We start from the raw sequence: 21,903 nt of genomic DNA, 5'->3' as shown, positions 1-21,903 counted from the left end.
CGTAGTGAGCAGTACCGCGCTGGACAGTTTCCTCGACAAGTGGCGCAGCCGTTGGCCGGAATGGTCGGTGGCCGCCCCGTTCGTGGCCGAATCGCAACGCGAGCTTGCAGTGGCGTGGTTTGCGCTGCTGCAGGAGTTCGACGACATGCTCAACACCAGCGGCGATCCGCTGCCGGCCGATGCCAAGCTGGCATGGTGGGGCGAGGAGCTGCGCAGCTGGGCGGCGCATCGTTCGCGCCATCCGCTGGGCCGCCTGCTGGAGCCGGTGCGTGCGCCGTGGGCGCAGTTGGCCGAGGCGCTGCCGGACCTGGTTGAAGCGCGCACCGTGGCACTGGATGCGGCCGGAGCCGAGCGTGCGCTGGCCCGCTACGCGGAAGCCGTGGCTTCGGTAGAGGCGGCCTTGTTCGCTGACAAGCCGCGCACCGGCGCCGGTCGCGCAGTGCAGCTGCAGACCTTGGCACAGCGCCTGCAGGATGCCGGCGTGGCCGGTGTGCCGCGCAGCCTGCTGGACGGTGATGCCAGCACCGCCGCGCAGCGCTGGGCGCAGCACCTGTTGAAGGGGTGGGGCAGCCGGGTGCCCGGTCCGCGCCCGCGCCGGGTGTGGTCCAGCCTGGCGCGTGCACGGGTGGCGGCACAGGCCGCGGGCAAGCCGATCGAAGCCACGCCGGTGCGCACCCTGTTGCGCGTGTGGTGGGCCGCGCGCGGTTGATCGATTCTGGTGGGTGCGGACCTTGGTCCGGGTGGGTGCGGACCTTGGTCCGCACGCTCCATGATGTTGTGCCGGTCCAGGTCGGCACCCCCCAAAGCGCATTGCGCGCGTTACCTGCGCTCCAGCACCAGCAGCGGGTCGATACGGGTATCGAACCAGTTCATGCCCCAGTGCAGGTGTGGCCCGGTGGCACGGCCGGTGGCGCCGACGGCGGCGATCACCTGGCCCTGTTCGACGCGATCGCCAACCTTCACGTCGATGCGCGACAGGTGCAGGAAGTTGGAGCTCACCCCGAAGCCGTGGTCGAGCAGCAGGGTGCCGCCGGTCAGGTACAGGTCCGGGCCGGCGAAGGTGACGATGCCGGCGGCCGGCGCTTTCACCGGCGTACCGGTCGGCACCGCGATGTCCATGCCGGAATGACCTGCGCCGGGCTGTCCGTTGTACACGCGTGCGTTGCCGAAGCGGCCGCTGATGCGGCCCTGCACTGGCCAGATGAAGGTCTGGGTGAAGTCGGTACGGTCGTCATCGCGGGCTCGCGCGGCGGTTACCTGCGCCTGTTCGCGCTTGATCCGCTCGGCAATCGCCGGCGGCGGGTTGACCGTCTTCGGCGGCACGCCGTTGACCCGCTCGGTGGGCCAGTCGCGTGGCGTCACCGCAATGGTCGCGGTCTCGCTGCCACCATCGGGGCGTTGCACCTGCACGCGCAGCGGGCCCCTCTCGTCGCGGCCGATGCCGAACACCACGCTGCCGTAGCCGCTCACCCGCAGCTGCCGTCCGGCGTATTGCACGCGGCTGCCGGCGGGCACCTTGCCGATCACCAGTGCGCCCTGCGACGCACTGGCCGGGAACACCACGCGGCTGTCGATCAGGCTGCCGATGCCATCCTGTGCCAGTGCCGACGATGCGGTGAACAGGGGCGCGGCCAGCAGCAGCGCCCCGATCATCAGTGCCGAGCGCATCAGCGATCGTAGGTCATGCGCTGGCCGGCGGGCTCGCCCACCAGCTTGCTGCCGTCCCACACCTGCTGGCCGTTGACCCAGGTGGAGGCGATGCGCGAACGGAAGGTGGTGCCTTCAAACGGCGACCAACCGCACTTGGACAGCACGTCCTCGCGCTTGACGGTGAACGGCACGTCCTCGACCAGCACCAGATCGGCGAAATAGCCCTCGCGCAGGAAGCCGCGCTCTTCGACGTCGAACAGCTGTGCCGGGGCGTGGGCGAACTTCTGCACCACCTGCTCGCGGGTCAGCTTGCCTTCGTGCACGCGCTCCAGCGCGGCGACCAGCGCGTACTGCACCAGCGGCAGGCCCGACGGCGCCTGCGCGTAGGGCTTCTGCTTCTCTTCCCAGGTATGCGGCGCGTGGTCGGTGGCCAGCACGTCCAGCACGTCATCGGCCAGCGCGGCGGTGATCGCCTCGCGGTCGGACACCTCCTTGATCGCCGGGTTGCATTTGATCAGGTTGCCCTTGGTCGCATAGTCCGGGCGCGCGAAGTGCAGGAAGTGCACGCAGGTTTCGGCGGTGATCTGCTTGCGGCTGCCATCGGCGCGGATCAGCGGGCCCTTCTCGAACAGCGCCAGCTCATCGGCAGTGGAGATGTGCAGCACGTGCAGGCGGGTGCCGTGCTTGCGGGCCAGCGACATCGCCAGGCGGGTCGACTTGATGCAGGCTTCGCGCGAGCGGATGTCCGGGTGCATGTCCGGGGTCAGCGCATCGCCGTACTTTTCCTGGAAGGCCTTCAGGTTGGCATCGATCATCGGCGTGTCTTCGCAGTGCGTGATGATCGGGGTCGGGCATTCGCGGAAGATCGCATCCAGCGTTTCCGGGTTGTCGACCAGCATGTTGCCGGTCGAAGCACCCATGAACACCTTCACGCCCGGCGCCTTCTTCGGGTCCAGCGCACGGATGGCGTCCAGGTTGTCATTGCTGGCGCCGTGGTAGAAGCCGTAGTTGGCCCAGGCGCGGCCGCGCGCCAGCTCGTACTTGGCTTCCAGGATGGTCGAATCCAGCGTCGGCGGATTGGTGTTGGGCATGTCCATGAAGCTGGTCAGGCCACCGGCCACGGCCGCGGCCGATTCGCTGGCGATGTCGCCCTTGTGGGTCAGGCCCGGTTCGCGGAAGTGCACCTGGTCGTCGATCATGCCCGGAAGCAACCAGCGTCCGGCTGCGTCCACCACCTGCTCGCCGTCGCGCGGCGCCAGCCCACTGCCGATCTGCGCGATGCGGCCGTTCTCGATGCGCAGGTCGCCGTCGAAGGTGCGGCCTTCGTTGACCATGCGGGCGTTGGTGATGAGGGTGGAGGGCATGTCAGTGTTTTCCTGTGCAACGGCAAGAGGGGGCATTGGGGGACTCGGGCACGGGATCGAAGCCGCCGGGATGGAACGGGTGGCAGCGGCCCAGCCTGCGCGCAGCCAGCCAGCTGCCGCGCAGTGGCCCGTGTCGCGAGATGGCGTCCATCGCGTATTCAGAACAGCTCGGCACGAAACGGCAGCGTGGCCCCAGCAAGGGGCTGATGAAGCGCTTGTAGAAGCGCAGCAGGGCGATGAGCAGGCGCGAGATCACCCAGTCATCTTATGCCAGTTGGCATGAAGGCCGCATTTGTGCAGGATGGGCCGTTGGTCGCATGTCGCCGATGGCCTGCGACCGGTACCAGCGCCTTCGGGTGCTGGCCAGGTTCCGTACCGCGCAAGGCGGTCCGTGTTCGTCGGACCGCCCCTTGGGCGCCTTGACTCCAGGACTGAATGGAGCAGGGTGCCGAGGTTGCTGCTGCGGGTCGGGTAGGCTATAAAGGCCCGCTTTCCCGGGCCCCGGGGAATCCAAGGAAGAGCGTTTCGTGGCTGCTAAAAAAACTGCAAAGAAGGCCGCAACGGCCGCCAAGAAAACCGCCAAGCCTGTTGTGAAGAAGTTGGCGGCAAAGCCCGTTGCCAAGAAACCGGCCAGCAAGCCGGCGACCAAGGCAGCGTCCTCGCAACCGGCGGCCAGGAAGGCCACCGCAAAGAAAACGCCGGTCAAGGCAACCAAGCCTGTGGCGAAGAAGGCCGCTGCGCCCGCCAAGGCCAAGCCTGCCGCTGCCAGCAAGAAGGCGCCGGTGGTGAAAAAGGCTGCCAGCAAGGCCGCGCCGGTGAAGAAGGCCGCCGCCAAGCCGGTGGCGAAGAAGGCAGCAGCCAAACCGTCGCCGAAGGTGGTGGTGAAGAAGGCTGCAGCCAAGCCCGTCGCCAAGCCGGCGGCAAAGAAGGTCGCTGCGGCCAAGCCGGTCGCCACGCCTGCCGCTGTAAAGAAAGTTACCAAGAATGTTGCCGCGCCGGCCGTAAAGCCGACCCCGGCCCCCGTAGTGAAGTCCGCACCGAAGCCGGCTGCCAAGCCGGCTCCGGCCAAGCCTGTCCCGGCCAAGACCGTGGCAGTGGCAGCAGCCCAACCGGCCCCCAAGCCGGCTCCGGCCGCTGCTCCTGCCGCTTCGAAGGCCCCGCAATCCAAGAATCCCGTGCCCGTTTCGAAATCGCCTGCCAAAACCGCCGTGAAATCCGATTCCGCCCCGAAGACCGTGTCGCGCCCTGTCGGCAAGGTTGCCGTGGCCGTCGCCGCCCGTTCGGCGGCACCGGCCCCGCGCAGCAAGTACAAGGTGGTCGAATACAAGACCGACGAGGCCACTGGCCGCCCGATCCTGCCGGCTGGCTACAAGCCGTCCTCGGAAGAGGAATACATGAGCCCGCTGCAGCAGGAATACTTCCGCCAGCGCCTGCAGAACTGGCGCGCGGACCTGGTGGAAGAATCCAAGCAGACCATCGAGAACCTGCGCGAGGAAGTGCGTGACATCGGTGACGAAGCCGAGCGCGCGACCCGCGAGACCGAGAACTCGCTGGAACTGCGTACCCGCGACCGCTATCGCAAGCTGATCGGCAAGATCGACAGCACCCTGAAGCGCCTGGAAGCCGGCGACTACGGCTACTGCGTCGACACCGGCGAAGAAATCGGCCTGGAGCGCCTGGAAGCGCGCCTGACCGCCGAGCGCACCATCGACGCCCAGGAGCGTTGGGAGCACCTGCAGAAGCAGCAGGGCGACTGATTCCAGGTCGTTGTATGGTCATGCAAAAAACCCGGCCCCGGCCGGGTTTTTTGTTGGGTGGTGGTTGGCTGGGTAGAACGGCGCCTTCCGGGTATCGGGGGGAGCCTGCGTGCGCGGCTGCGGCACTTGACTTGAGTCCGCCTTGTAGCGAGCCGAGCACCGCTGCGCAGCGCCGGCTCGCGGAGCGTTTCTTTGGTTGCTTTCTTTTCGCGAAAAGAAAGTGACAAGCCCAATCTTCGAGGGAGAGCAACGGCCCCGGCCAAACGCCCGGCGCCGCCGAATCCGCTGTTCGCGGCGTCACTGCAGGTCGCGAAGATTCAACTTCCGCAGCGTCGGGTTCTTCCACGCGGTGATCCCGGCCACGCTCAGCACCGCGAACCCGCCCAGCACCACCGCCGGCACCAGGCCGAGCAGCTTCGCCATCGTGCCGGCATAGAACGCGCCCAGTTCGTTGGACGAACTGATGAAGATGCCGTTGATCGACGACACCCGGCCGCGCATTTCTTCCGGCGTGGCCAGCTGCAGGATGGTCGAGCGGATCACCACGGATACGCCATCAAAGGCGCCGTAGAACAGCAGGATCAGCGCCGACAGCCAGAAGTGCTGCGACAACCCGAAGCCGATCACGCACAGGCCGAAGCCGGCCACCGCGAACAGCAGCACGCGGCCAGCATTGCGGTGCAGCGGGTGGCGGGCCAGCCACAGGCCCACGCAGACCGAGCCCAGCGCCGGCATTGCACGCAGGATGCCCAGGCCTTCCGGGCCGTGGTGCAGGATCTCGTGCAGGAATGCGGGCAGCATCGCCACCACGCCGCCGAGCAGTACCGAGAACATGTCCAGCGCCATCGCGCCGACCATGATCCGGTTGCCGACCACGAAGCGTGCGCCTTCAGCGATGCTCTTGAAGATCGGGGCGGCCGGGCCGGTATGTACCGGTTCTTCCACCTTCAGCGTGGCCAGGCAGGCCATCGCCACCAATGCGAAAACGGTGGCCACGGCATAGGACAGGCCCTTGCCGCCGAAGCCCACCAGTACGCCGCCCAGTGCCGGGCCGGCGATCATGCCGGCCTGGAACACCACCGCGCCCAGGCCGGCGCCGCGTGCGAACTGGTCACGTGCCAGCACGCGGGCGAACAAGGCGTTGTAGATCGGCGACAGGAAGGCACGGACCATGCCGGTCAGCGCGATGGCTGCGTAGATCGGCCACACGCCGTCGATCGGCAGCCACCCCATGGCGACGCTGGTCAATACCAGCGCGGTGGCGATCAGTCCGCAACAGGCAACCATGCCCAGCCGGCGGCGTGGCAGGTGATCCACCAGGTAACCGGCGAACGGGGCCACGCAGAAGAACGGCAGCACCTCGGCCAGGCCGATCAGGCCCAGCGAGAACGGATTGCGGGTGACTTCGTAGATGTGCCAGCCGACGGTGACCGCGACCACCTGGTAGGACAGCATCGCGAAGATGCGGTACGCCAGCAGCCTGGCGAAACCGGGCCGGGACAGCAGGCCCAGCGCGCTGTCTTCGGCCGTGGCAGGTTCGCTCACGACGGGTCGCGCTGCAGCTGCGCCTGCGCGGTCTCGCGGATGAAGGCCAGCATCGCCGCCACGCCGTTGCTGCGGGTGGGCGAGAGGTGGCGGGCCAGGCCGATGTCCTGGATGTAGCTCGGTTCGGTGTCCAGGATCTCCTGCGCCGAGCGCCCGGAGTACACGCGCAGGGCCAGGAAGATCAGGCCGGAGACGATGGCCGAATCACTGATGGCGTGGAAGCGCAGCGACTGCGCATTGCCTTCCGGCACGATCCAGACCATCGACTGGCAACCGAGCAGGCGATGCTCTTCGGTCTTCCATTCTTCCGGGAAGGCCGGCAGCTTGCGGCCGAGGTCGATCAGGTACTGGTAGCGCTCGGACCAGTCGCCGAAGAAGCCGAATTCCTCGGCGATGGCGGTCTGGGCCTCGGCGGCGGTGGGTTCAAGCGGGAACGGGGAGTCGGTCACAGCAGTCTCTACGGTGGGGCGTGGCCGGCGCACCGGCCACGGGGCAGGGCGGGTCAGCCGCGCTTGCGCGACCAGCGCACGCCCTGCGGAGTATCTTCCAGCACGATGCCTTCGGCGGCCAGTTGATCGCGGATGGCGTCGGAACGGGCGAAATCGCGGGCCTGCTTGGCAGCGGCGCGTTCGTCGATCAGGCCCTGGATGCGGGCATCGTCACCGTCATCACTGGCTGCGGTGCCGAACCACTGCGCCGGATCGGCCTGCAGCAGGCCCAGCGCCAGGCCGGCGCCGAGGAGTTCCCCCTTCAGGCGTGCCTGCTCGGCCGGGTCGGTGGCACGACGCGCGTCGGCGGCGATGCGGGCCACTTCGGCCAGCGCCTGCGGAGTGTTCAGGTCGTCGTCCAGGGTCGCTTCGACCGTAGCCGGGATGGCCACGACCGCCTCGACCGATGCCAGTTCGCGCAGGGTGCCGTACAGGCGGTCCAGGGTGCGCACCGACTGTTCGATCAGGCCATCGGACCAGTCCAGCGGCTGCCGGTAGTGGGCCGACAGCAGGGCCAGGCGCAGCGCTTCGGGCGGGTGCTGGCGCACCAGGTCATGCACGCGCTCGATGTTGCCCAGCGACTTGCTCATCTTGGCGCCACCGAAGTTGAGCATGCCGTTGTGCAGCCAGAATCGGGCGAAGATCTTGCCGCCGTGGGCGCATTCGCTCTGCGCGATCTCGTTCTCGTGGTGCGGGAACTGCAGGTCGACGCCGCCGGCGTGGATGTCGATGGTCTCGCCCAGGTGGGCAGCAGCCATCGCCGAGCATTCGATGTGCCAGCCGGGGCGGCCACGACCCCACGGCGATTCCCAGCCGGGCAGGTCGTCGCCGGATGGCTTCCACAGCACGAAATCGCCCGGGTCGCGCTTGTACGGGGCCACGTCGACGCGGGCACCGGCCAGCATCTCGTCCGGGTCGCGGCGCGAGAGCTTGCCGTAGCCGTCGAAGCTGGCCACCGCGAACAGCACGTGGCCTTCGGCCGCATAGGCATGTCCGTTGGCGATCAGCTGCTCGATCATGGTGATGATCTGCGGCATGTGCGCGGTCACTTCCGGCTCGATGTCCGGCGGCACGACGCCCAGCGCGGCCATGTCTTCACGGTAGGCGGCGGCGAACTTGTCGGTGATGGTGCTGATCGGCACGCCCTGCTCATGCGCGGCGGTGTTGATCTTGTCGTCCACGTCGGTGATGTTGCGGGCGTAACGCAGTGCGCCGAAGCGGCGGCGCAGCAGGTCGGCCAGCACCCCGAACACCACCGGGCCACGGGCGTTGCCGATGTGCACGTAGTTGTAGACCGTCGGGCCGCACACATACAGGGTCGGACAGGCCGGATCGAGCGGGGTGAACGGTTCGAGCTGGCGAGTCAGGTTGTTGTGCAGGCGCAGGGTCATGGGGCTGTGGCTGGGGGACAAGCCTGCGATTTTAGAACGTGTCGGCCCCGTTTGGGGGCACCTGTTGCCACCGGTGGACGCGGGTCCACCCAAGGTGGGGTGGGCAGGAGCGGCGTGGACGGGTAATGTTCAGCCCCTTGCGCTCGTCACTGCCTACACTATTGCCGTGTCCTTGCTCCCATCGCCAATGAAATCCACCGCGTTGCTGACCCTGGCCTGCCTGTCGGCGCTGCCCGCCGTGGTGCTGGCGCAGGAGGCCGAGCCCCGCAACCGGGTGGTGATCGTGGAGAACGTGAAGTTCGACTATGCCCAGGTGCTGAACGTCGAGCCGGTGTTCCAGACCCTGCGCGCGACCCGCACCGAGGAGCATTGCGAGCCGGTCTCGACCCGGACCCTGGCCCCGGTGAACGTGACCGGCGAGGAGCCGGTCGAGGACAAGGGCCGGATCAGCCGCTTCTGGGACTCGGTGCGCTCGATGTTCAAGCGCAGCGACGAGGAGGCCGTTGAGGAGACCGGAGCCGAGACGCCGGCCCCGGCGCCGGCCAGCAATGGCCCGATGCTGACCCGCGACTGCCGCATCGTGCCGGTGGGGCGTGAATTCCGCCGCCCCATCGCCTACGACGTGGATTACGTCTACAAGGGCACCAAGTACCGCTCGCGGCTGCCGGAAGACCCTGGCAACCGGCTCAAGATCCGGGTGTCGATCACCCCCTGGGTCGGCCCCGAGCAGGGCACTGCCAGCAATCCCTGATTCTGGGACCCCGGCCCCTTGCGCAGGCCCCGGCCGCATGCAAAGATGGTCGACCATGAAGCTCACCGACTTCCAGCACGACAGCAGCGCAGCCCGACAGGCGTCGGGCATGACCTCGCGTGCGCGTCGACCGGAACCCCACATCCTCGCTGGGTAACCGGAGCTTTTTGCTGTTCGTCCGAAAAAAACCCAGCCCGCCGGCTGGGTTTTTTCGTTTTCGCGTTCTGAAAGCTGCAACTGCAACCTTTTCGTTCCACCTTTGGTTCCTGTTTTCCCTTCCACCGCGTCGAAGCCGGCGCCGCCACGCAAGGAAAGATGATGTCCCCCAAGCACTTCCTGAACACCCAGGACTGGAGCCGCAGCGATCTCGATGCGCTGTTGACCCAGGCCGCGCTGTTCAAGCGCAACAAGCTCGGCGACCAGCTCAAGGGCAAGTCGATCGCGCTCGTGTTCTTCAACCCGTCCATGCGCACCCGCACCAGCTTCGAACTGGGCGCGTTCCAGCTCGGCGCCCACGCGGTGGTGCTGCAGCCGGGCAAGGATGCGTGGCCGATCGAGTTCAACCTCGGCACGGTGATGGACGGCGATACCGAAGAGCACATCGCTGAAGTGGCCAAGGTGCTGGGCCGTTACTGCGACATCATCGCCGTGCGCGCGTTCCCCAAGTTCATCGACTGGGCCTACGACCGCCAGGACATCGTCCTCAACAGCTTCGCCAGGTACTCGCCGGTGCCGGTCATCAACATGGAGACCATCACCCACCCGTGCCAGGAGCTGGCCCACATCATGGCCCTGCAGGAGCACTTCGGCACCCAGGACCTGCGCGGCAAGAAGTACGTGCTGACCTGGACCTACCACCCCAAGCCGCTGAACACCGCCGTGGCCAATTCGGCGCTGACCATCGCCACCCGCATGGGCATGGACGTGACCCTGCTGTGCCCGACCGCCGACTACATCCTCGACGACCGCTACATGGGCTGGGCCGAGCAGAACGTGGCCGAGAGCGGCGGCTCGCTGAAGATCAGCCATGACATCGACAGCGCTTACGCCGGCGCCGACGTGGTCTACGCCAAGAGCTGGGGCGCGCTGCCGTTCTTCGGCAACTGGGAACCGGAAAAGCCGATCCGCGACCAGTTCAAGCACTTCATCGTGGACGAGCGGAAGATGGCGCTGACCAACAACGGTGTGTTCAGCCACTGCCTGCCGCTGCGCCGCAACGTGAAGGCCACCGACGGCGTGATGGATTCGCCGCAGTGCATCGCCATCAACGAAGCCGAGAACCGCCTGCACGTGCAGAAGGCGATCATGGCGGCGGTTGCCGGGCGCTGATTCCCAAGCATTGAAACAATCCGCCGGGCATGGCCCGGCGCTACCCCACCTGATTGGACATTACCCCCATGAGCAAAGACGTCGTTCTCGCCTTCTCCGGCGGCCTGGATACCAGCTTCTGCGTGCCGTACCTGCAGGAGCGTGGCTACAACGTGCACACCGTGTTCGCCGATACCGGCGGCGTGGATGATGAAGAGCGCGATTTCATCGAGAAGCGCGCCGCCGAGCTGGGCGTGACCAGCCACGTCACCGTCAACGGTGGCCCGGCCATCTGGGAAGGCTTCGTCAAGCCGTTCGTGTGGGCCGGTGAAGGCTACCAGGGCCAGTACCCGCTGCTGGTCTCGGACCGCTACCTGATCGTCGATGCGGCGCTGAAGCGTGCCGCCGAACTGGGCACCAACATCATCGCCCACGGCTGCACCGGCATGGGCAACGACCAGGTCCGCTTCGACCTGGCGGTGAAGGCCCTGGGTGACTACCAGATCATCGCGCCGATCCGCGAGATCCAGAAAGAACACACCCAGACCCGTGCCTACGAGCAGAAGTACCTGGAAGAGCGCGGTTTCGGCGTGCGTGCCAAGCAGCAGGCCTACACCATCAACGAAAACCTGCTGGGCGTGACCATGTCCGGTGGTGAGATCGACCGTTGGGAAGCCCCAGGCGAGGGCGCGCGTGGCTGGTGCGCGCCGCGCAGCGAATGGCCGGAGCAGGCCCTGACCGTCACCCTGAAGTTCGTCGAGGGCGAAGCCGTCGAACTGAACGGCAAGGCGCTGCCGGGCGACCAGATCCTGGCCCAGCTCAACAAGCTGTTCGCCCCCTACGGCGTCGGCCGCGGCGTGTACACCGGCGACACCGTGATCGGCCTGAAGGGCCGCATCGTGTTCGAGGCCCCCGGCCTGGTCTCGCTGCTGGCCGCGCACCGCGCGCTGGAAGATGCCGTGCTGACCAAGCAGCAGAACCGCTTCAAGCCGGACGTGGCGCGCAAGTGGGTGGAGCTGGTGTACGAAGGCTTCTACCACGACCCGCTGAAGACCGACATCGAGGCGTTCCTGAAGTCCTCGCAGGCCAAGGTCAACGGCGAAGTGGTGCTGGAAACCCGCGGTGGCCGCGTCGACGCGGTGGCCGTGAAGTCGCCGCACCTGCTCAACACCAAGGGTGCCACCTACGCGCAGTCGGCCGACTGGGGCGTGGAAGAGGCGGAGGGCTTCATCAAGCTGTTCGGCATGAGCTCCACGCTCTATGCGCAGGTGAACCGCTGACACCCTGGTGCCCTGGCCCGCTGTGGGCCAGGGTGCGCAGCAAACGGATGAATCGATGAGCGCACTCCGCATCAGCACCGATCCGCAGCACTTGGACGTTGCCCTGATCCACCAGTTCCTGTCTACCCAGGCCCATTGGAGCCTGGGCATCGGGCGCGAACTGGTGGAACGGGCCATTGCCGGTTCGCTGTGTTTTGGCGCCTATCTGGACGCGTCCGGCCAGGTTGCGTTTGCGCGCGTCATCACCGACGGTGCCACCTTTGCTTATCTGGCTGACGTGTTCGTGCTGCCGCAGCACCGCGGCCAGGGCTACAGCAAGCAGCTGCTGCAGGCGATCATGGCCCATCCGCAGCTGCAGGGCCTGCGCCGCTTCATGCTGGCCACCAGCGATGCACATCGGCTCTACGCCCCCTTCGGCTTCAGCGCGCCGGCACGGCCAGAGTTGCTGATGGAAATTGTGCGCCAGAACCTCTATGCCCCGGCTACGCCCGGGCAAACACCTTGTTGATTCCCATGACCGACCTGCTTGCTTCCACCCTGCAGCACCTGCAGGCCCTGGTGTCCTTCGACACCCGCAACCCGCCGCGTGCGATCACCACCGGTGGCATCTTCGATTACCTGCGCGCGAACCTGCCCGGCTTCAACGTCGAGGTGATTGATCATGGCGCTGGTGCGGTCAGCCTGCACGCCGTGCGCGGGACCCCGAAGTACCTGTTCAACGTGCATCTGGATACGGTGCCGGATTCGCCGCACTGGAGTGCCGACCCGCACGTGATGCGGCGCATGGACGACCGCGTGGTCGGCCTTGGCGTGTGCGACATCAAGGGTGCCGCCGCCGCGCTGGTGGCTGCGGCCAATGCCAGCGACGGCAACGCCGCGTTCCTGTTCTCCAGCGACGAGGAAGCCAACGATCCGCGCTGCATCGCCGCGTTCCTGGCCCGTGGCCTGCCGTACGAAGCGGTGTTGGTGGCGGAGCCGACCATGAGCGAAGCGGTGCTGGCGCACCGGGGCATCAGCTCGGTGCTGATGCAGTTCGCGGGCCGTGCCGGCCATGCCTCGGGCAAGCAGGATGCGGCCGCCAGTGCGCTGCACCAGGCCATGCGCTGGGGCAACCGCGCGCTGGACCATGTCGAATCGCTGGCCTCGGCGCGCTTCGGCGGCCTGACCGGGTTGCGCTTCAACATCGGCCGCGTGGAAGGAGGCATCAAGGCCAACATGATCGCGCCGGCTGCCGAAGTGCGGTTCGGGTTCCGCCCGCTGCCGTCGATGGATATCGACGCACTGCTGGCGACCTTCGCCGGTTTCGCCGAACCGGAAGCAGCCGTGTTCACCGAAACCTTCCGTGGTCCCAGCCTGCCGGCCGGCGACATCGCCGAGGCCGAGAACCGCCGCCTCCTGGCGCGCGACGTGGCTGATGCGCTGGAGCTGCCGATCGGCAACGCGGTGGACTTCTGGACCGAGGCCTCGCTGTTCTCCGCCGCCGGTTACACCACCCTGGTGTTCGGCCCGGGCGACATCGCCCAGGCCCACACCGCCGATGAGTTCGTGACGCTGGACCAGCTGCAGCGCTACACCGACGCCGTGCACCGCATCATCGCCGCCGGTGCCTGATTCTTCCCTTTCCGACGAAACCGAAATGTCTCCTGCCCTCCAGCCCCACCGCCAGACCCGCCAGACCATCGTGCGCCTGCTTTCCAGCATGGCCAGCGCGAAGGAGATCAGCCAGTACCTCAAGCGCTTCTCGCAGCTGGACGCCAAGCGCTTTGCCGTGGTCAAGGTCGGCGGCGCGGTGCTGCGCGACGATCTCGACGCGCTGACCTCTTCGCTGTCGTTCCTGCAGGAAGTCGGCCTGACCCCGATCGTGCTGCACGGCGCCGGCCCGCAACTGGATGCCGAACTGTCGGCGGCCGGCATCGAGAAGCAGACCGTCAACGGCCTGCGCGTGACCTCGCCGGAAGCGCTGGCGATCGTGCGCCGGGTGTTCCAGCAGTCCAACCTGCGCCTGGTCGAGGCGCTGCAGCAGAACGGTGCGCGCGCCACCTCCATCACCGGTGGCGTGTTCGAGGCCGAGTACCTGGACGTGGACACCTACGGCCTGGTCGGCGAAGTAAAGCGGGTCAACCTGGCGCCGATCGAAGCCAGCCTGCGCGCCGGCTCGATCCCGGTGATCACCAGCCTGGGTGAAACCGCAGGTGGCCAGATCCTCAACGTCAACGCCGACTTCGCCGCCAACGAGCTGGTGCAGGAGCTGCAGCCGTACAAGATCATCTTCCTGACCGGCACCGGTGGCCTGCTGGACGAGGCGGGCAGCGTGATCGATTCGATCAACCTGTCCACCGAGTACGACCACCTGATCGCGCAGCCGTGGATCCACGGCGGCATGAAAGTGAAGATCGAACAGATCAAGGACCTGCTCGACCGCCTGCCGCTGGAATCGTCGGTGTCGATCACCCGACCGGCCGACCTGGCCAAGGAACTGTTCACCCACAAGGGCTCGGGCACGCTGGTGCGCAAGGGCGAAAAGGTGCTGCGTGCCACCGCCTGGAACGAGCTGGCCCTGCCGCGCCTGAAGGGCCTGATCGAATCCAGCTTCGGCCGCACCCTGGTGCCGGACTACTTCGAAAAGACCAGGCTGCTGCGCGCCTATGTCAGCGAGAACTACCGCACCGCGGTGATCCTCACCGACGAGGCCGAAGGCGTGTACCTGGACAAGTTCGCCGTGCTCGACGATGCACAGGGCGAAGGCCTGGGCCGCGCAGTGTGGAACGTGATGCTGGAGGAAACCCCGCAGCTGTTCTGGCGCTCCCGCCACGGCAACCCGATCAACCACTTCTACTACGCTGAATCCGACGGCTGCTACAAGCAGGACCATTGGAAGGTGTTCTGGTACGGCGCCGATGGCATCGATCGTATCCGCACCTATGTCGACCATTGCGCCCGGCGCGCACCGAGCCTGCAGGGCTGAGCGATGAACAACCCGGACGCATGGAATCTGGTGCCCACCCTGCGCGGCCGGCACGTGACGCTGCAACCGCTGCAGTACGAGCACGTGCCCGGCCTGCGTGCTGCGCTCGACGGCAGCGGGCTGGACCAGCTCTGGTACACCCAGGTGCCGTCGCCGGAGCGGGCCGAGGCCTATGTGCAGGCGGCGCTGCAGGCGCAGGCCGAGGGCAGGGCGCTGCCGTTCGTGATCCGTGATGCGGCCGGGGACATCATCGGCAGCACGCGCTTCTACGATCTGGATGCCAGCGTGCCTAGACTCAGCCTTGGCTACACCTGGTACACGCCGCGCGTGCAGCGCACCGGCGCCAACACCGAAGCCAAGCTGTTGCTGCTGCAGCACGCCTTCGAGGTGCTGGGGTGCATCAGCGTGGTGCTGGAGACCAGCTGGTTCAACGCCACGTCGCGCACCGCCATCGCCCGCCTCGGCGCCAAGCAGGATGGCGTGCTGCGCAACCACAAGCGGCACGCCGACGGCACGCCGCGCGACACCGTCATCTTCTCCATCATCGATGCGGAATGGCAGGGCGTGAAGCGCCACCTGCAGTACCGCCTGGACAGTCATGCATGAACGATTCGACTTTCACCCTGGGCATCGTCGGGGCCCGAGGCCATACCGGCGCCGAGCTGATCAAGCTGGTGGCCGCCCATCCGCGCCTGGAACTGGCCTTCGTCTCTTCGCGCGAGCGCGCCGGGCAGCGCCTGTCCGACCACCATCCGGAATTCCAGGGTGGCCTGCAGTACGAGAACCTGGACGCCGACGCGGTGGCCGCCAAGGGCGTGGACGCGGTGATCCTGGCTCTGCCCAATGGGCTGGCTGCGCCGTTCGTGGCCGCGCTTGAAACCGCGAAGCCGGACACCGTCATCGTCGACCTCTCGGCCGACTACCGTTTCGACAACAGCTGGTACTACGGCCTGCCGGAGCTGACCCGCGGCCGCTACTACGGCCAGAAGCACATCAGCAACCCGGGCTGCTATGCCACGGCGATGCAGCTGGCGGTGCATCCGCTGCTGGACCTGCTGGCAGGCCCGCCGCAGTGCTTCGGTGTGTCCGGTTACTCCGGTGCCGGCACCACGCCGTCGGACAAGAACAACGTCGAACTGCTGGCCGACAACCTGATGCCGTATGCGCTGACCAACCACGTGCACGAGCGCGAGGTGTCGGTGCAGCTGGGCGTGGCGGTCGAGTTCATGCCGCACGTCGCGCCGCATTTCCGTGGCATCACCCTCACCGCCAACCTGTGGCTGAACCGCGTGCAGACCCGTGAGCAGATCGTCGAGCGCTTCCAGCAGGCCTATGCCGGCGAACCGCTGATCGAGGTGGTGGATGAAGCACCGTGGGTCAGCCGCATCGCCGGCCGCCATGGTGCGCAGGTCGGCGGCTTCACCCTGGCCCCGGGCGGCAAGCGGGTCGTCGTGGTGGCGACCCTGGACAACCTGCTGAAGGGCGCGGCCACCCAGGCCATGCAGAACCTCAACCTCGCGCTGGGCATCGACGAACTGACGTCGATCCCGCGCTGAACACGCCTTCCGGAGCCCCCATGGCAGACCTTCTTTGGCAGAAGCCCGGCGTCGCTGTCGACGCCCAGATCCAGACCTTCCTCGCCGGCGACGACGTGATCCTCGACCGCGAGTTCTTCCTGCATGACATCGCCGCCAGCGCCGCGCATGCGCAGGGCCTGCAGCACATCGGCATCCTCAGCGCCGACGAACTGGCCGGCCTGCTGCGCGAGCTTGACGTGCTGGCGCAGGACTTCCGCGCAGGCCGCTTCGTGCTGGATACGCAGTACGAAGATGGCCACTCGGCGATCGAAGCGCGGCTGACCGAACGCCTCGGCGATGCCGGCCGCAAGATCCACACCGGCCGCAGCCGCAACGACCAGATCCTGGTCGCCACCCGCCTGTGGCTGAAGGAGAAGCTGCAGCGCGTGGCCCAGCTCAGCGCCGAGGTGGCCAAGGTCGCGCTGGACCGCGCACAGGCCGAGAAGGACCTGCCGATTCCCGGCTACACCCACATCCAGCGTGCCGTGGTCTCCTCGGCCGGCATGTGGTGGGCCGGTTGGGCCGAGGCCTTCATCGACAACGCCATCCGCGCCCGCGACACCCACGCACTGGTCGATGCAAATCCGCTCGGCACCGCCGCCGGCTACGGCGTGAACCTGCCGCTGGACCGCGAGCACACCACGGCCGCGCTCGGTTTCGCGCGCATGCAGGTCTCTCCGATCTACGCGCAGTTGTCGCGCGGGAAGTTCGAGCTGGCCGCGCTGGAAGCGCTGGGTGGCGCCACGCTGGACCTGCGCCGCATCGCCTGGGACCTGTCGCTGTTCACCAGCGCCGAATTCGGTTTCGTGGCATTGCCGGCGCAGTACACCACCGGCAGCTCGATCATGCCCAACAAGCGCAACCCGGACGTGATCGAACTGATGCGCGCGACCCACGCCAGCGTCGCCGCCGCACGCACCGAGATCGAGCAGCTGCTGTCGCTGCCCTCGGGCTACCACCGCGACCTGCAGTCGTCCAAGGGCGCCATCTTCCACGGCTTCGGCCGTGGCCTGGCCGCACTGGAGCTGCTGCCGGCGCTGCTGGCCAACCTGGAATGGCGCGACGACCGGCTGCGTGCGGCGATCGACTCGGGCATGTACGCCACCGACGTCGCCGTGGAAGCGGCCGTGGCCGGCGTGCCGTTCCGCGAGGCCTACAAGGCGGCCGCGGCCGGCGCCGACAGTGCAGGGCAGGGACGCACGCCGGAAGGCAGCCTGAGTGCGCGCGTGTCGCCGGGTTCGGCCGCCGACCTGCGCCTGGATGAACTGCGTGCGCGCTGGCAGGCGCTGTCCTGATGGCGGCCACCGTGTACCTGGTGCTGGCCATGCGCCGGCCCGATTTCAACGCCGCGGCCGTGCAACCGCACCGCGATTTCCTCGACGCGTTGCAGGCACAGGGCAAGCTGCAGCTGACTGGTGGTTTCGCCGACGGCAGCGGTGGTGCCTATGTGCTGTGCAATGTCGAGAACCTGGAACAGGCGCAGGCCATCGTCGCCACCGATCCGCTGGTGACGATGCAGGCCTCCGACCTGACCGTGCACGAATGGAATACCCGCTGAGACCCTGACCCATGAGCCTGCATGCCGCCAACGTCGCCTCGCCGTTCCCGGAACAGGCGCTGCCGCCATGGCGGCGTGCGGTGCTGAAGGTCGGCAGCAGCCTGCTGGCCGCCGATGGCGGCGGCCTGTCGCCACGCCACGCGCTGGGCCTGGCCCAGTTTGTGTCCGCCAACGTTCTGGCGGGGCGCGAGGTGGTGATCGTTTCCTCCGGCGCGGTTGCGGCGGGGCGAGCGATTCTGCCGCGGGCCGATGAGCCCGGTGCGGCGATGGCGGCGCGGCAGGCCCTTGCCGCACTCGGCCAAGCGCAGCTGATCGGCCTCTGGCAGCGCTTCTTCGAACGCCCGGTGGCGCAGGTGCTGCTGACCCACGACGACCTGCGCAACCGCCGCCGCTACCTCAATGCGCGTGCCACGCTGAGCGAACTGCTGCGGCTGGGCGCGTTGCCGGTGGTCAATGAGAATGACACCGTGTCGGTGGACGAGCTCAAGCTCGGCGACAACGACAACCTGGCCGCCACCGTGGCGGCACTGGTCGACGCCGATGCGCTGTTCATCGCCACCGACATCGACGGCCTGTACAGTGCCGACCCACGCGCCGTGGCCGGCGCACGGCCAATGCACGACGTGCCCGAACTGACTGACGACGTGCTGGCGATGGCCGGAGGCGCCGGTTCTCGTGCCGGCACTGGAGGCATGCGTACCAAGCTGGAGGCGGCGGCCAAGGCCGGCCGCCTCGGCATCGAGACCTACCTGTTCAACGGCCGCAGCAGCGACGTGGTGCGCGCGCTGGCACAGGACCGCCTGTTCGGCACCCGCATCCATGCCGCACGCAGCCGCGAGGCGGCCCGCAAGCACTGGCTGCGGCACGCGCCGCTGGCCGAGGGCGTGATCGTCATCGATGCGGGTGCGGCACAGGCGATGCGCGAGAAGGGCGCCTCGCTGCTGCCCGGTGGCATCACCGCTGCGGAGGGAACGTTCCGCCGTGGTGACATGGTGCAGGTGTGCTGGAACGCGCCGCAGGGGCGTGTATGTGTCGCCCGCGGCGTCAGCCAGTACGCGGCCGATGACGTGCGCCGGATCGCCGGCCATCACTCCCGAGACATCCAGGCCGTGCTCGGCTACAACTACGGCGGCAGCGTCGTCCATCGCGACGACCTGGTGCTGCCATGACCGGTATGAAGGACTCCCCGATGAGCGACATCGAAGCGCAGGTGCGTGCCTGCCGTGACGCGGCCCAGATCATTGCCGGCCTCGACAGTGCGGCCCGCCGCTCGCTGCTGCTGGCGATGGCACAGGCGTTGGAAGTGAATGCCGGGCTGATCCTGGCCGGTAATGCACGTGACCTCGCCGCCGCGCGCGACAAGGGCATTGGCAGCGCCATGCTCGACCGCCTGGCGCTGGACCCGGCTCGCCTGTTCGCGATGGCCGAGGCCGTGCGTGAGGTCGCCGCGCTGCCCGATCCGGTCGGCCAGGTCACCCGCGACGATGTGCGTCCGAACGGCATCCGCGTGCAGAAGGTACGCGTTCCGCTGGGGGTGATCGCGATGATCTACGAAGCCCGTCCAAATGTGACTGCCGAAGCGGCCGCACTGTGCCTGAAGGCCGGCAATGGCGTGATCCTGCGCGGTGGTTCCGAAGCGATCCACTCCAACACCGCCATCGCCCAGGCCCTGGCCGGTGCCTTGCAGGCCAATGGCGTACCGCCGGCGGCGGTGACCGTGCTGACCGACCTGCGCCGAGAAGCCATGCTGGAACTGCTGCAGCTGCATGAGCTGATCGACCTTGCCATTCCGCGCGGTGGCGAAGGCCTGATCCGTTTCGTGGCCGAACACGCGCGCGTGCCGGTCATCAAGCATTACAAGGGCGTCTGCCACCTGTTCGTGGATGCCAGCGCCGACCTCGGCAAGGCCATCGACCTGCTGGTGGATGGCAAGTGCAGCCGCCCTGCAGCCTGTAATTCGCTGGAGACGCTGCTGGTGCATCGCGATGTGGCTGAAGCGTTCCTGCCGCGCGTGGCGCAGGCGCTGGGCGAGCGCGGCGTGCAGCTGCGCGCCGATGCGCAGGCGCAGCCGTTGCTGCCGGGCAGCACGGTGGCCACCGAAGAGGACTATGCCGCCGAGTTCCTCGATCTGGTACTGGCGGTGCGCGTGGTTGATGATCTTGATGCGGCCATCGCGCATATCCGCGCGTACACCTCTGATCACACCGAAGTGATCGCCACTGAAGACGCCGGCCATGCCGAGCGCTTCATCAAGGCACTGCGCTCGGCGGTGGTGATGGTCAATGCCTCCTCGCGCTTCTCCGATGGTGGCCAGCTGGGCCTGGGCAGCGAGATCGGCATTTCCACCACGCGCCTGCACGCCTACGGCCCGATGGGCCTGGAAGCGCTCACCGTCGAGCGTTTCGTGGTGCGCGGCGAAGGGCAGACGCGCAAGTAGATCCACGCCATGCGTGGATGCTCTCGGCGGCAGACCCCGGTGCCGACCAAGGTCGGCACCCACCAGGCCCAAGTGCCGACCAAGGTCGGCACCCACCAGTCAATCGGCCTACACCACCTCGCGGCGGATGCCGATCGGCCGCGCATGTTCATCCATGTGCAGCGTGGCGGCCTTGCAGCCCTTCAGGCGCTCGGCCAGCCCGGTGCTGGCACCCAGGTCGGCGGCCACTTCGTTGAGGCTGGCCAACGGCCGCGGCAGGCGCCGGTCGTGGCCGCGGAAGCGCGCGCGGTTGTACTCGGCCCAACCGATCAGCAGAACGCTGGCACACAGCAGCATCAATGGCAGCGCCACCAGCACATAGGGGTCGAACTGGCTTTGCCGTTCGTACAGCTGCTGCCAGGCCAGCTGCCCGCCCACCAGCCACGAGAACAAGGTGACCAAGGGCGCCCAAAGGTAGAAATAGAAGCCCCAGAACGCCAGGGTGACAAAGCCCCAGGCAGTGCGCTGGAAGCGCGGTTGGCGATGCGGCTTGCGGATCATCCGCGAGTCGAAGCGGTTGGACGGACGTGGTGCGTTCATCGGATCCCCCGATCGGGACTGGTCCAGGTGGCGCGCTTGCTGCGACGGCGCAGCAGGGTTTTCGGCAGCGCCACCAGGGTGGTGGAAAGGCTGATCAACCAGTACGCCATCGGGTACCAGATGACCCAGAAGTAGTTGCGTCCAATCTGTGTTTCGTAACGCCGGTCGATGATCAGGCTGCTGGCGAACTGCAGCAGGCAGACCAGCGCCAGGATCACGCCATGCCACTGTGGCAGCAGGCTGGCGATATGCAGCTGTGGCGGCATTTCGATGAACTTGCCCAGCACCCACAACACCACGATGAACAGCATGGTGTAGGCCCAGGCCACGCTCAGCACGTACTCCAGCAGGACGCCCCACATGCGGCGTTCCTTCCAGTGCAGCAGCGAACGTGCGTGGCGCAGCATCACCTCCACGCCGCCCTGGGCCCAGCGCAGTCGCTGCCGCCACAGCCCCTTGAGCGTTTCCGGCATCAGGATGAAGCACAGCGCGTTGGGCTCGTAACGGATGTCCCAGTGCGCGCGCTGCAGGCGCCAGCTGATGTCGATATCCTCGGTCACCATGTCATCGGACCACCAGCCGACCTGGTGCAGTGCGGTGCGGCGGAAGCCGGCGATCACCCCGGAAATGGTGAAGATGCGCCCGTACACGCGCTGCGCGCGCTTGATCATGCCGATGATCGAGGAGAACTCGGCTACCTGCAGGCGTCCGAGCAGGGTGGAGCGGTTGCGGATGCGCGGGTTGCCGGTGACCGCACCGACCCGGTTGCCACTGACAAGATGCCAGACCATCCAGTGCAGCGCATGTTCTTCCAGCATTGCGTCGCCATCGATGCACACCAGGTATTCCGAGCGTGCGGCCAGCGCGCCCATGCGCAGGGCGTTGGCCTTGCCCAGGTTGCGGTCCAGGTGCAGAACGCGCAGTCGTGGGTGCTTTGCTGCCAGGGCGTCCAGCCGTGCGCCGGTGTCGTCGCTGCTGCCGTCGTCGATGGCGATCACTTCGTAGTCGGCGGGGTAGCGCTGGGCCAGCGCCGCAGTGAGCGTATCGTCCAGGTTTTCTGCTTCGTTGTGGCAGGGTACCAGCAGGCTCGCGAACGGTGGATCGACCATCAACGGCGGGTCGTTGCGCGGGCGCGAATGGCGTTCGCGCCGGAAGTAGTAATACAGGCCGCCCGACATCCAGAAGAACGCCATCACCATCGGATAGTAGAAGGCGAACTGGAACAGGACCTGCAGCAGCGGATGCATGTCCAT

The 21,903-nt window shown here is 67.3% G+C and carries 22 protein-coding genes; 14 read left to right on the top strand and 8 right to left on the bottom strand.

The window, feature by feature from the left end:
* The first annotated feature begins 4 nt into the window (after positions 1-4).
* The gene (locus tag B9Y82_RS12010) at positions 5-709 is read left to right on the top strand and encodes a squalene/phytoene synthase family protein (protein WP_100473404.1); all 705 of its coding nucleotides are present in this window, start codon (positions 5-7) and stop codon (positions 707-709) included.
* Between the two features lie 110 nt (positions 710-819).
* On the opposite strand, the gene B9Y82_RS12005 is transcribed toward B9Y82_RS12010, so the two are convergent.
* From B9Y82_RS12005 to yidD, 3 genes are read right to left on the bottom strand one after another with little or no spacing between them, the layout of a single operon-like run.
* Entirely contained in the window at positions 820-1,668 is an 849-nt protein-coding gene (locus tag B9Y82_RS12005; protein WP_162292085.1) for a M23 family metallopeptidase, read from the bottom strand.
* On the bottom strand, positions 1,668-3,014 hold the full coding sequence (locus B9Y82_RS12000; protein WP_100473403.1) for a dihydroorotase: 1,347 nt from the start codon (positions 3,012-3,014) through the stop codon (positions 1,668-1,670). Before B9Y82_RS12000 ends, B9Y82_RS12005 begins: the two co-directional genes overlap by 1 nt.
* Before the next feature lies 1 nt (position 3,015).
* Positions 3,016-3,270, bottom strand: coding sequence for a membrane protein insertion efficiency factor YidD (gene yidD / locus B9Y82_RS11995; protein WP_014037867.1), 255 nt, complete (start codon positions 3,268-3,270; stop codon positions 3,016-3,018).
* A 271-nt stretch (positions 3,271-3,541) separates the two neighbouring features.
* Here yidD and dksA point away from each other — a divergent pair, with 271 nt between their 5' ends.
* Positions 3,542-4,771, top strand: coding sequence for an RNA polymerase-binding protein DksA (dksA, locus tag B9Y82_RS11990; RefSeq protein WP_100473402.1), 1,230 nt, complete (start codon positions 3,542-3,544; stop codon positions 4,769-4,771).
* A gap of 297 nt (positions 4,772-5,068) precedes the next feature.
* On the opposite strand, the gene B9Y82_RS11985 is transcribed toward dksA, so the two are convergent.
* Genes B9Y82_RS11985 through cysS form a run of 3 tightly spaced genes read right to left on the bottom strand, consistent with a single transcriptional unit; the run spans position 5,069 to position 8,195 of the window.
* A complete protein-coding gene (locus tag B9Y82_RS11985; RefSeq protein WP_100473401.1) occupies positions 5,069-6,316 on the bottom strand; it encodes an MFS transporter in 1,248 nt (415 codons plus the stop codon).
* Positions 6,313-6,765, bottom strand: coding sequence for a SufE family protein (locus B9Y82_RS11980; RefSeq protein WP_049458275.1), 453 nt, complete (start codon positions 6,763-6,765; stop codon positions 6,313-6,315). Before B9Y82_RS11980 ends, B9Y82_RS11985 begins: the two co-directional genes overlap by 4 nt.
* Before the next feature lie 53 nt (positions 6,766-6,818).
* A complete protein-coding gene (cysS, locus tag B9Y82_RS11975) occupies positions 6,819-8,195 on the bottom strand; it encodes a cysteine--tRNA ligase (RefSeq protein WP_100473400.1) in 1,377 nt (458 codons plus the stop codon).
* Positions 8,196-8,382: 187 nt separating this feature from the next.
* Between cysS and B9Y82_RS11970 the strand changes: the two genes are divergently transcribed.
* The 12 genes from B9Y82_RS11970 to B9Y82_RS11915 all read left to right on the top strand — a co-directional run bounded on the left by B9Y82_RS11970 (position 8,383) and on the right by B9Y82_RS11915 (position 20,071).
* A complete protein-coding gene (locus B9Y82_RS11970) occupies positions 8,383-8,946 on the top strand; it encodes a hypothetical protein (protein ID WP_100473399.1) in 564 nt (187 codons plus the stop codon).
* Between the two features lie 318 nt (positions 8,947-9,264).
* Complete coding sequence (locus tag B9Y82_RS11965; protein ID WP_100473398.1) at positions 9,265-10,275, top strand: N-acetylornithine carbamoyltransferase; 1,011 nt, start codon at positions 9,265-9,267, stop codon at positions 10,273-10,275.
* Positions 10,276-10,343: 68 nt separating this feature from the next.
* On the top strand, positions 10,344-11,534 hold the full coding sequence (locus B9Y82_RS11960) for an argininosuccinate synthase (protein ID WP_100473397.1): 1,191 nt from the start codon (positions 10,344-10,346) through the stop codon (positions 11,532-11,534).
* A 55-nt stretch (positions 11,535-11,589) separates the two neighbouring features.
* Positions 11,590-12,042: a GNAT family N-acetyltransferase gene (locus B9Y82_RS11955; protein WP_071229716.1), complete on the top strand. Its 453-nt coding sequence runs from the start codon at positions 11,590-11,592 to the stop codon at positions 12,040-12,042.
* Positions 12,043-12,047: 5 nt separating this feature from the next.
* A complete protein-coding gene (locus B9Y82_RS11950; RefSeq protein ID WP_100473396.1) occupies positions 12,048-13,145 on the top strand; it encodes an acetylornithine deacetylase in 1,098 nt (365 codons plus the stop codon).
* Positions 13,146-13,170: 25 nt separating this feature from the next.
* Positions 13,171-14,499: an acetylglutamate kinase gene (locus tag B9Y82_RS11945; RefSeq protein WP_100473395.1), complete on the top strand. Its 1,329-nt coding sequence runs from the start codon at positions 13,171-13,173 to the stop codon at positions 14,497-14,499.
* Between the two features lie 3 nt (positions 14,500-14,502).
* Positions 14,503-15,105, top strand: coding sequence for a GNAT family N-acetyltransferase (locus B9Y82_RS11940; RefSeq protein ID WP_100473394.1), 603 nt, complete (start codon positions 14,503-14,505; stop codon positions 15,103-15,105).
* Positions 15,102-16,055: an N-acetyl-gamma-glutamyl-phosphate reductase gene (argC, locus tag B9Y82_RS11935; protein ID WP_100473393.1), complete on the top strand. Its 954-nt coding sequence runs from the start codon at positions 15,102-15,104 to the stop codon at positions 16,053-16,055. Before B9Y82_RS11940 ends, argC begins: the two co-directional genes overlap by 4 nt.
* Before the next feature lie 20 nt (positions 16,056-16,075).
* Complete coding sequence (gene argH, locus B9Y82_RS11930) at positions 16,076-17,371, top strand: argininosuccinate lyase (RefSeq protein ID WP_100473392.1); 1,296 nt, start codon at positions 16,076-16,078, stop codon at positions 17,369-17,371.
* Positions 17,371-17,634: a YciI family protein gene (locus B9Y82_RS11925; RefSeq protein WP_100473391.1), complete on the top strand. Its 264-nt coding sequence runs from the start codon at positions 17,371-17,373 to the stop codon at positions 17,632-17,634. The genes argH and B9Y82_RS11925 overlap by 1 nt, the downstream gene beginning before the upstream one ends.
* An 11-nt stretch (positions 17,635-17,645) precedes the next feature.
* Positions 17,646-18,803 carry a glutamate 5-kinase gene (proB, locus tag B9Y82_RS11920; protein WP_100473390.1) on the top strand — a complete coding sequence of 386 codons (1,158 nt, stop codon included), beginning with the start codon at positions 17,646-17,648 and terminating at the stop codon, positions 18,801-18,803.
* Complete coding sequence (locus B9Y82_RS11915; RefSeq protein ID WP_100473389.1) at positions 18,800-20,071, top strand: glutamate-5-semialdehyde dehydrogenase; 1,272 nt, start codon at positions 18,800-18,802, stop codon at positions 20,069-20,071. The genes proB and B9Y82_RS11915 overlap by 4 nt, the downstream gene beginning before the upstream one ends.
* Positions 20,072-20,179: 108 nt before the next feature.
* Here the strand turns inward: B9Y82_RS11915 and pgaD are convergent, their stop codons facing one another.
* Both pgaD and pgaC read right to left on the bottom strand, forming a co-directional pair.
* Positions 20,180-20,650, bottom strand: coding sequence for a poly-beta-1,6-N-acetyl-D-glucosamine biosynthesis protein PgaD (pgaD, locus tag B9Y82_RS11910; protein ID WP_100473388.1), 471 nt, complete (start codon positions 20,648-20,650; stop codon positions 20,180-20,182).
* Entirely contained in the window at positions 20,647-21,903 is a 1,257-nt protein-coding gene (pgaC, locus tag B9Y82_RS11905) for a poly-beta-1,6-N-acetyl-D-glucosamine synthase (protein WP_100473387.1), read from the bottom strand. Before pgaC ends, pgaD begins: the two co-directional genes overlap by 4 nt.

It is taken from the genome of Stenotrophomonas maltophilia (assembly GCF_002799155.1).
GTDB classification, from domain to species: Bacteria; Pseudomonadota; Gammaproteobacteria; order Xanthomonadales; family Xanthomonadaceae; genus Stenotrophomonas; species Stenotrophomonas maltophilia_R.
Note: the sequence above shows the minus strand (reverse complement) of the source record. Positions and strands in the feature narration are given on the sequence as shown.

What these genes read in the sequence shown, in the direction of transcription:
- B9Y82_RS12005 (WP_162292085.1), bottom strand. Translation starts at nt 1,668, where the DNA reads ATGCGCTCGGCACTGATGATCGGGGCGCTGCTGCTGGCCGCGCCCCTG.
- proB (WP_100473390.1), top strand. Translation starts at nt 17,646, where the DNA reads ATGAGCCTGCATGCCGCCAACGTCGCCTCGCCGTTCCCGGAACAGGCG.
- B9Y82_RS11945 (WP_100473395.1), top strand. Translation starts at nt 13,171, where the DNA reads ATGTCTCCTGCCCTCCAGCCCCACCGCCAGACCCGCCAGACCATCGTG.
- B9Y82_RS11955 (WP_071229716.1), top strand. Translation starts at nt 11,590, where the DNA reads ATGAGCGCACTCCGCATCAGCACCGATCCGCAGCACTTGGACGTTGCC.
- B9Y82_RS11915 (WP_100473389.1), top strand. Translation starts at nt 18,800, where the DNA reads ATGACCGGTATGAAGGACTCCCCGATGAGCGACATCGAAGCGCAGGTG.
- B9Y82_RS11940 (WP_100473394.1), top strand. Translation starts at nt 14,503, where the DNA reads ATGAACAACCCGGACGCATGGAATCTGGTGCCCACCCTGCGCGGCCGG.
- B9Y82_RS11950 (WP_100473396.1), top strand. Translation starts at nt 12,048, where the DNA reads ATGACCGACCTGCTTGCTTCCACCCTGCAGCACCTGCAGGCCCTGGTG.
- B9Y82_RS11965 (WP_100473398.1), top strand. Translation starts at nt 9,265, where the DNA reads ATGTCCCCCAAGCACTTCCTGAACACCCAGGACTGGAGCCGCAGCGAT.
- cysS (WP_100473400.1), bottom strand. Translation starts at nt 8,195, where the DNA reads ATGACCCTGCGCCTGCACAACAACCTGACTCGCCAGCTCGAACCGTTC.
- B9Y82_RS11925 (WP_100473391.1), top strand. Translation starts at nt 17,371, where the DNA reads ATGGCGGCCACCGTGTACCTGGTGCTGGCCATGCGCCGGCCCGATTTC.
- argC (WP_100473393.1), top strand. Translation starts at nt 15,102, where the DNA reads ATGAACGATTCGACTTTCACCCTGGGCATCGTCGGGGCCCGAGGCCAT.
- pgaC (WP_100473387.1), bottom strand. Translation starts at nt 21,903, where the DNA reads ATGGACATGCATCCGCTGCTGCAGGTCCTGTTCCAGTTCGCCTTCTAC.
- B9Y82_RS11970 (WP_100473399.1), top strand. Translation starts at nt 8,383, where the DNA reads ATGAAATCCACCGCGTTGCTGACCCTGGCCTGCCTGTCGGCGCTGCCC.
- B9Y82_RS11960 (WP_100473397.1), top strand. Translation starts at nt 10,344, where the DNA reads ATGAGCAAAGACGTCGTTCTCGCCTTCTCCGGCGGCCTGGATACCAGC.
- B9Y82_RS12000 (WP_100473403.1), bottom strand. Translation starts at nt 3,014, where the DNA reads ATGCCCTCCACCCTCATCACCAACGCCCGCATGGTCAACGAAGGCCGC.
- pgaD (WP_100473388.1), bottom strand. Translation starts at nt 20,650, where the DNA reads ATGAACGCACCACGTCCGTCCAACCGCTTCGACTCGCGGATGATCCGC.
- argH (WP_100473392.1), top strand. Translation starts at nt 16,076, where the DNA reads ATGGCAGACCTTCTTTGGCAGAAGCCCGGCGTCGCTGTCGACGCCCAG.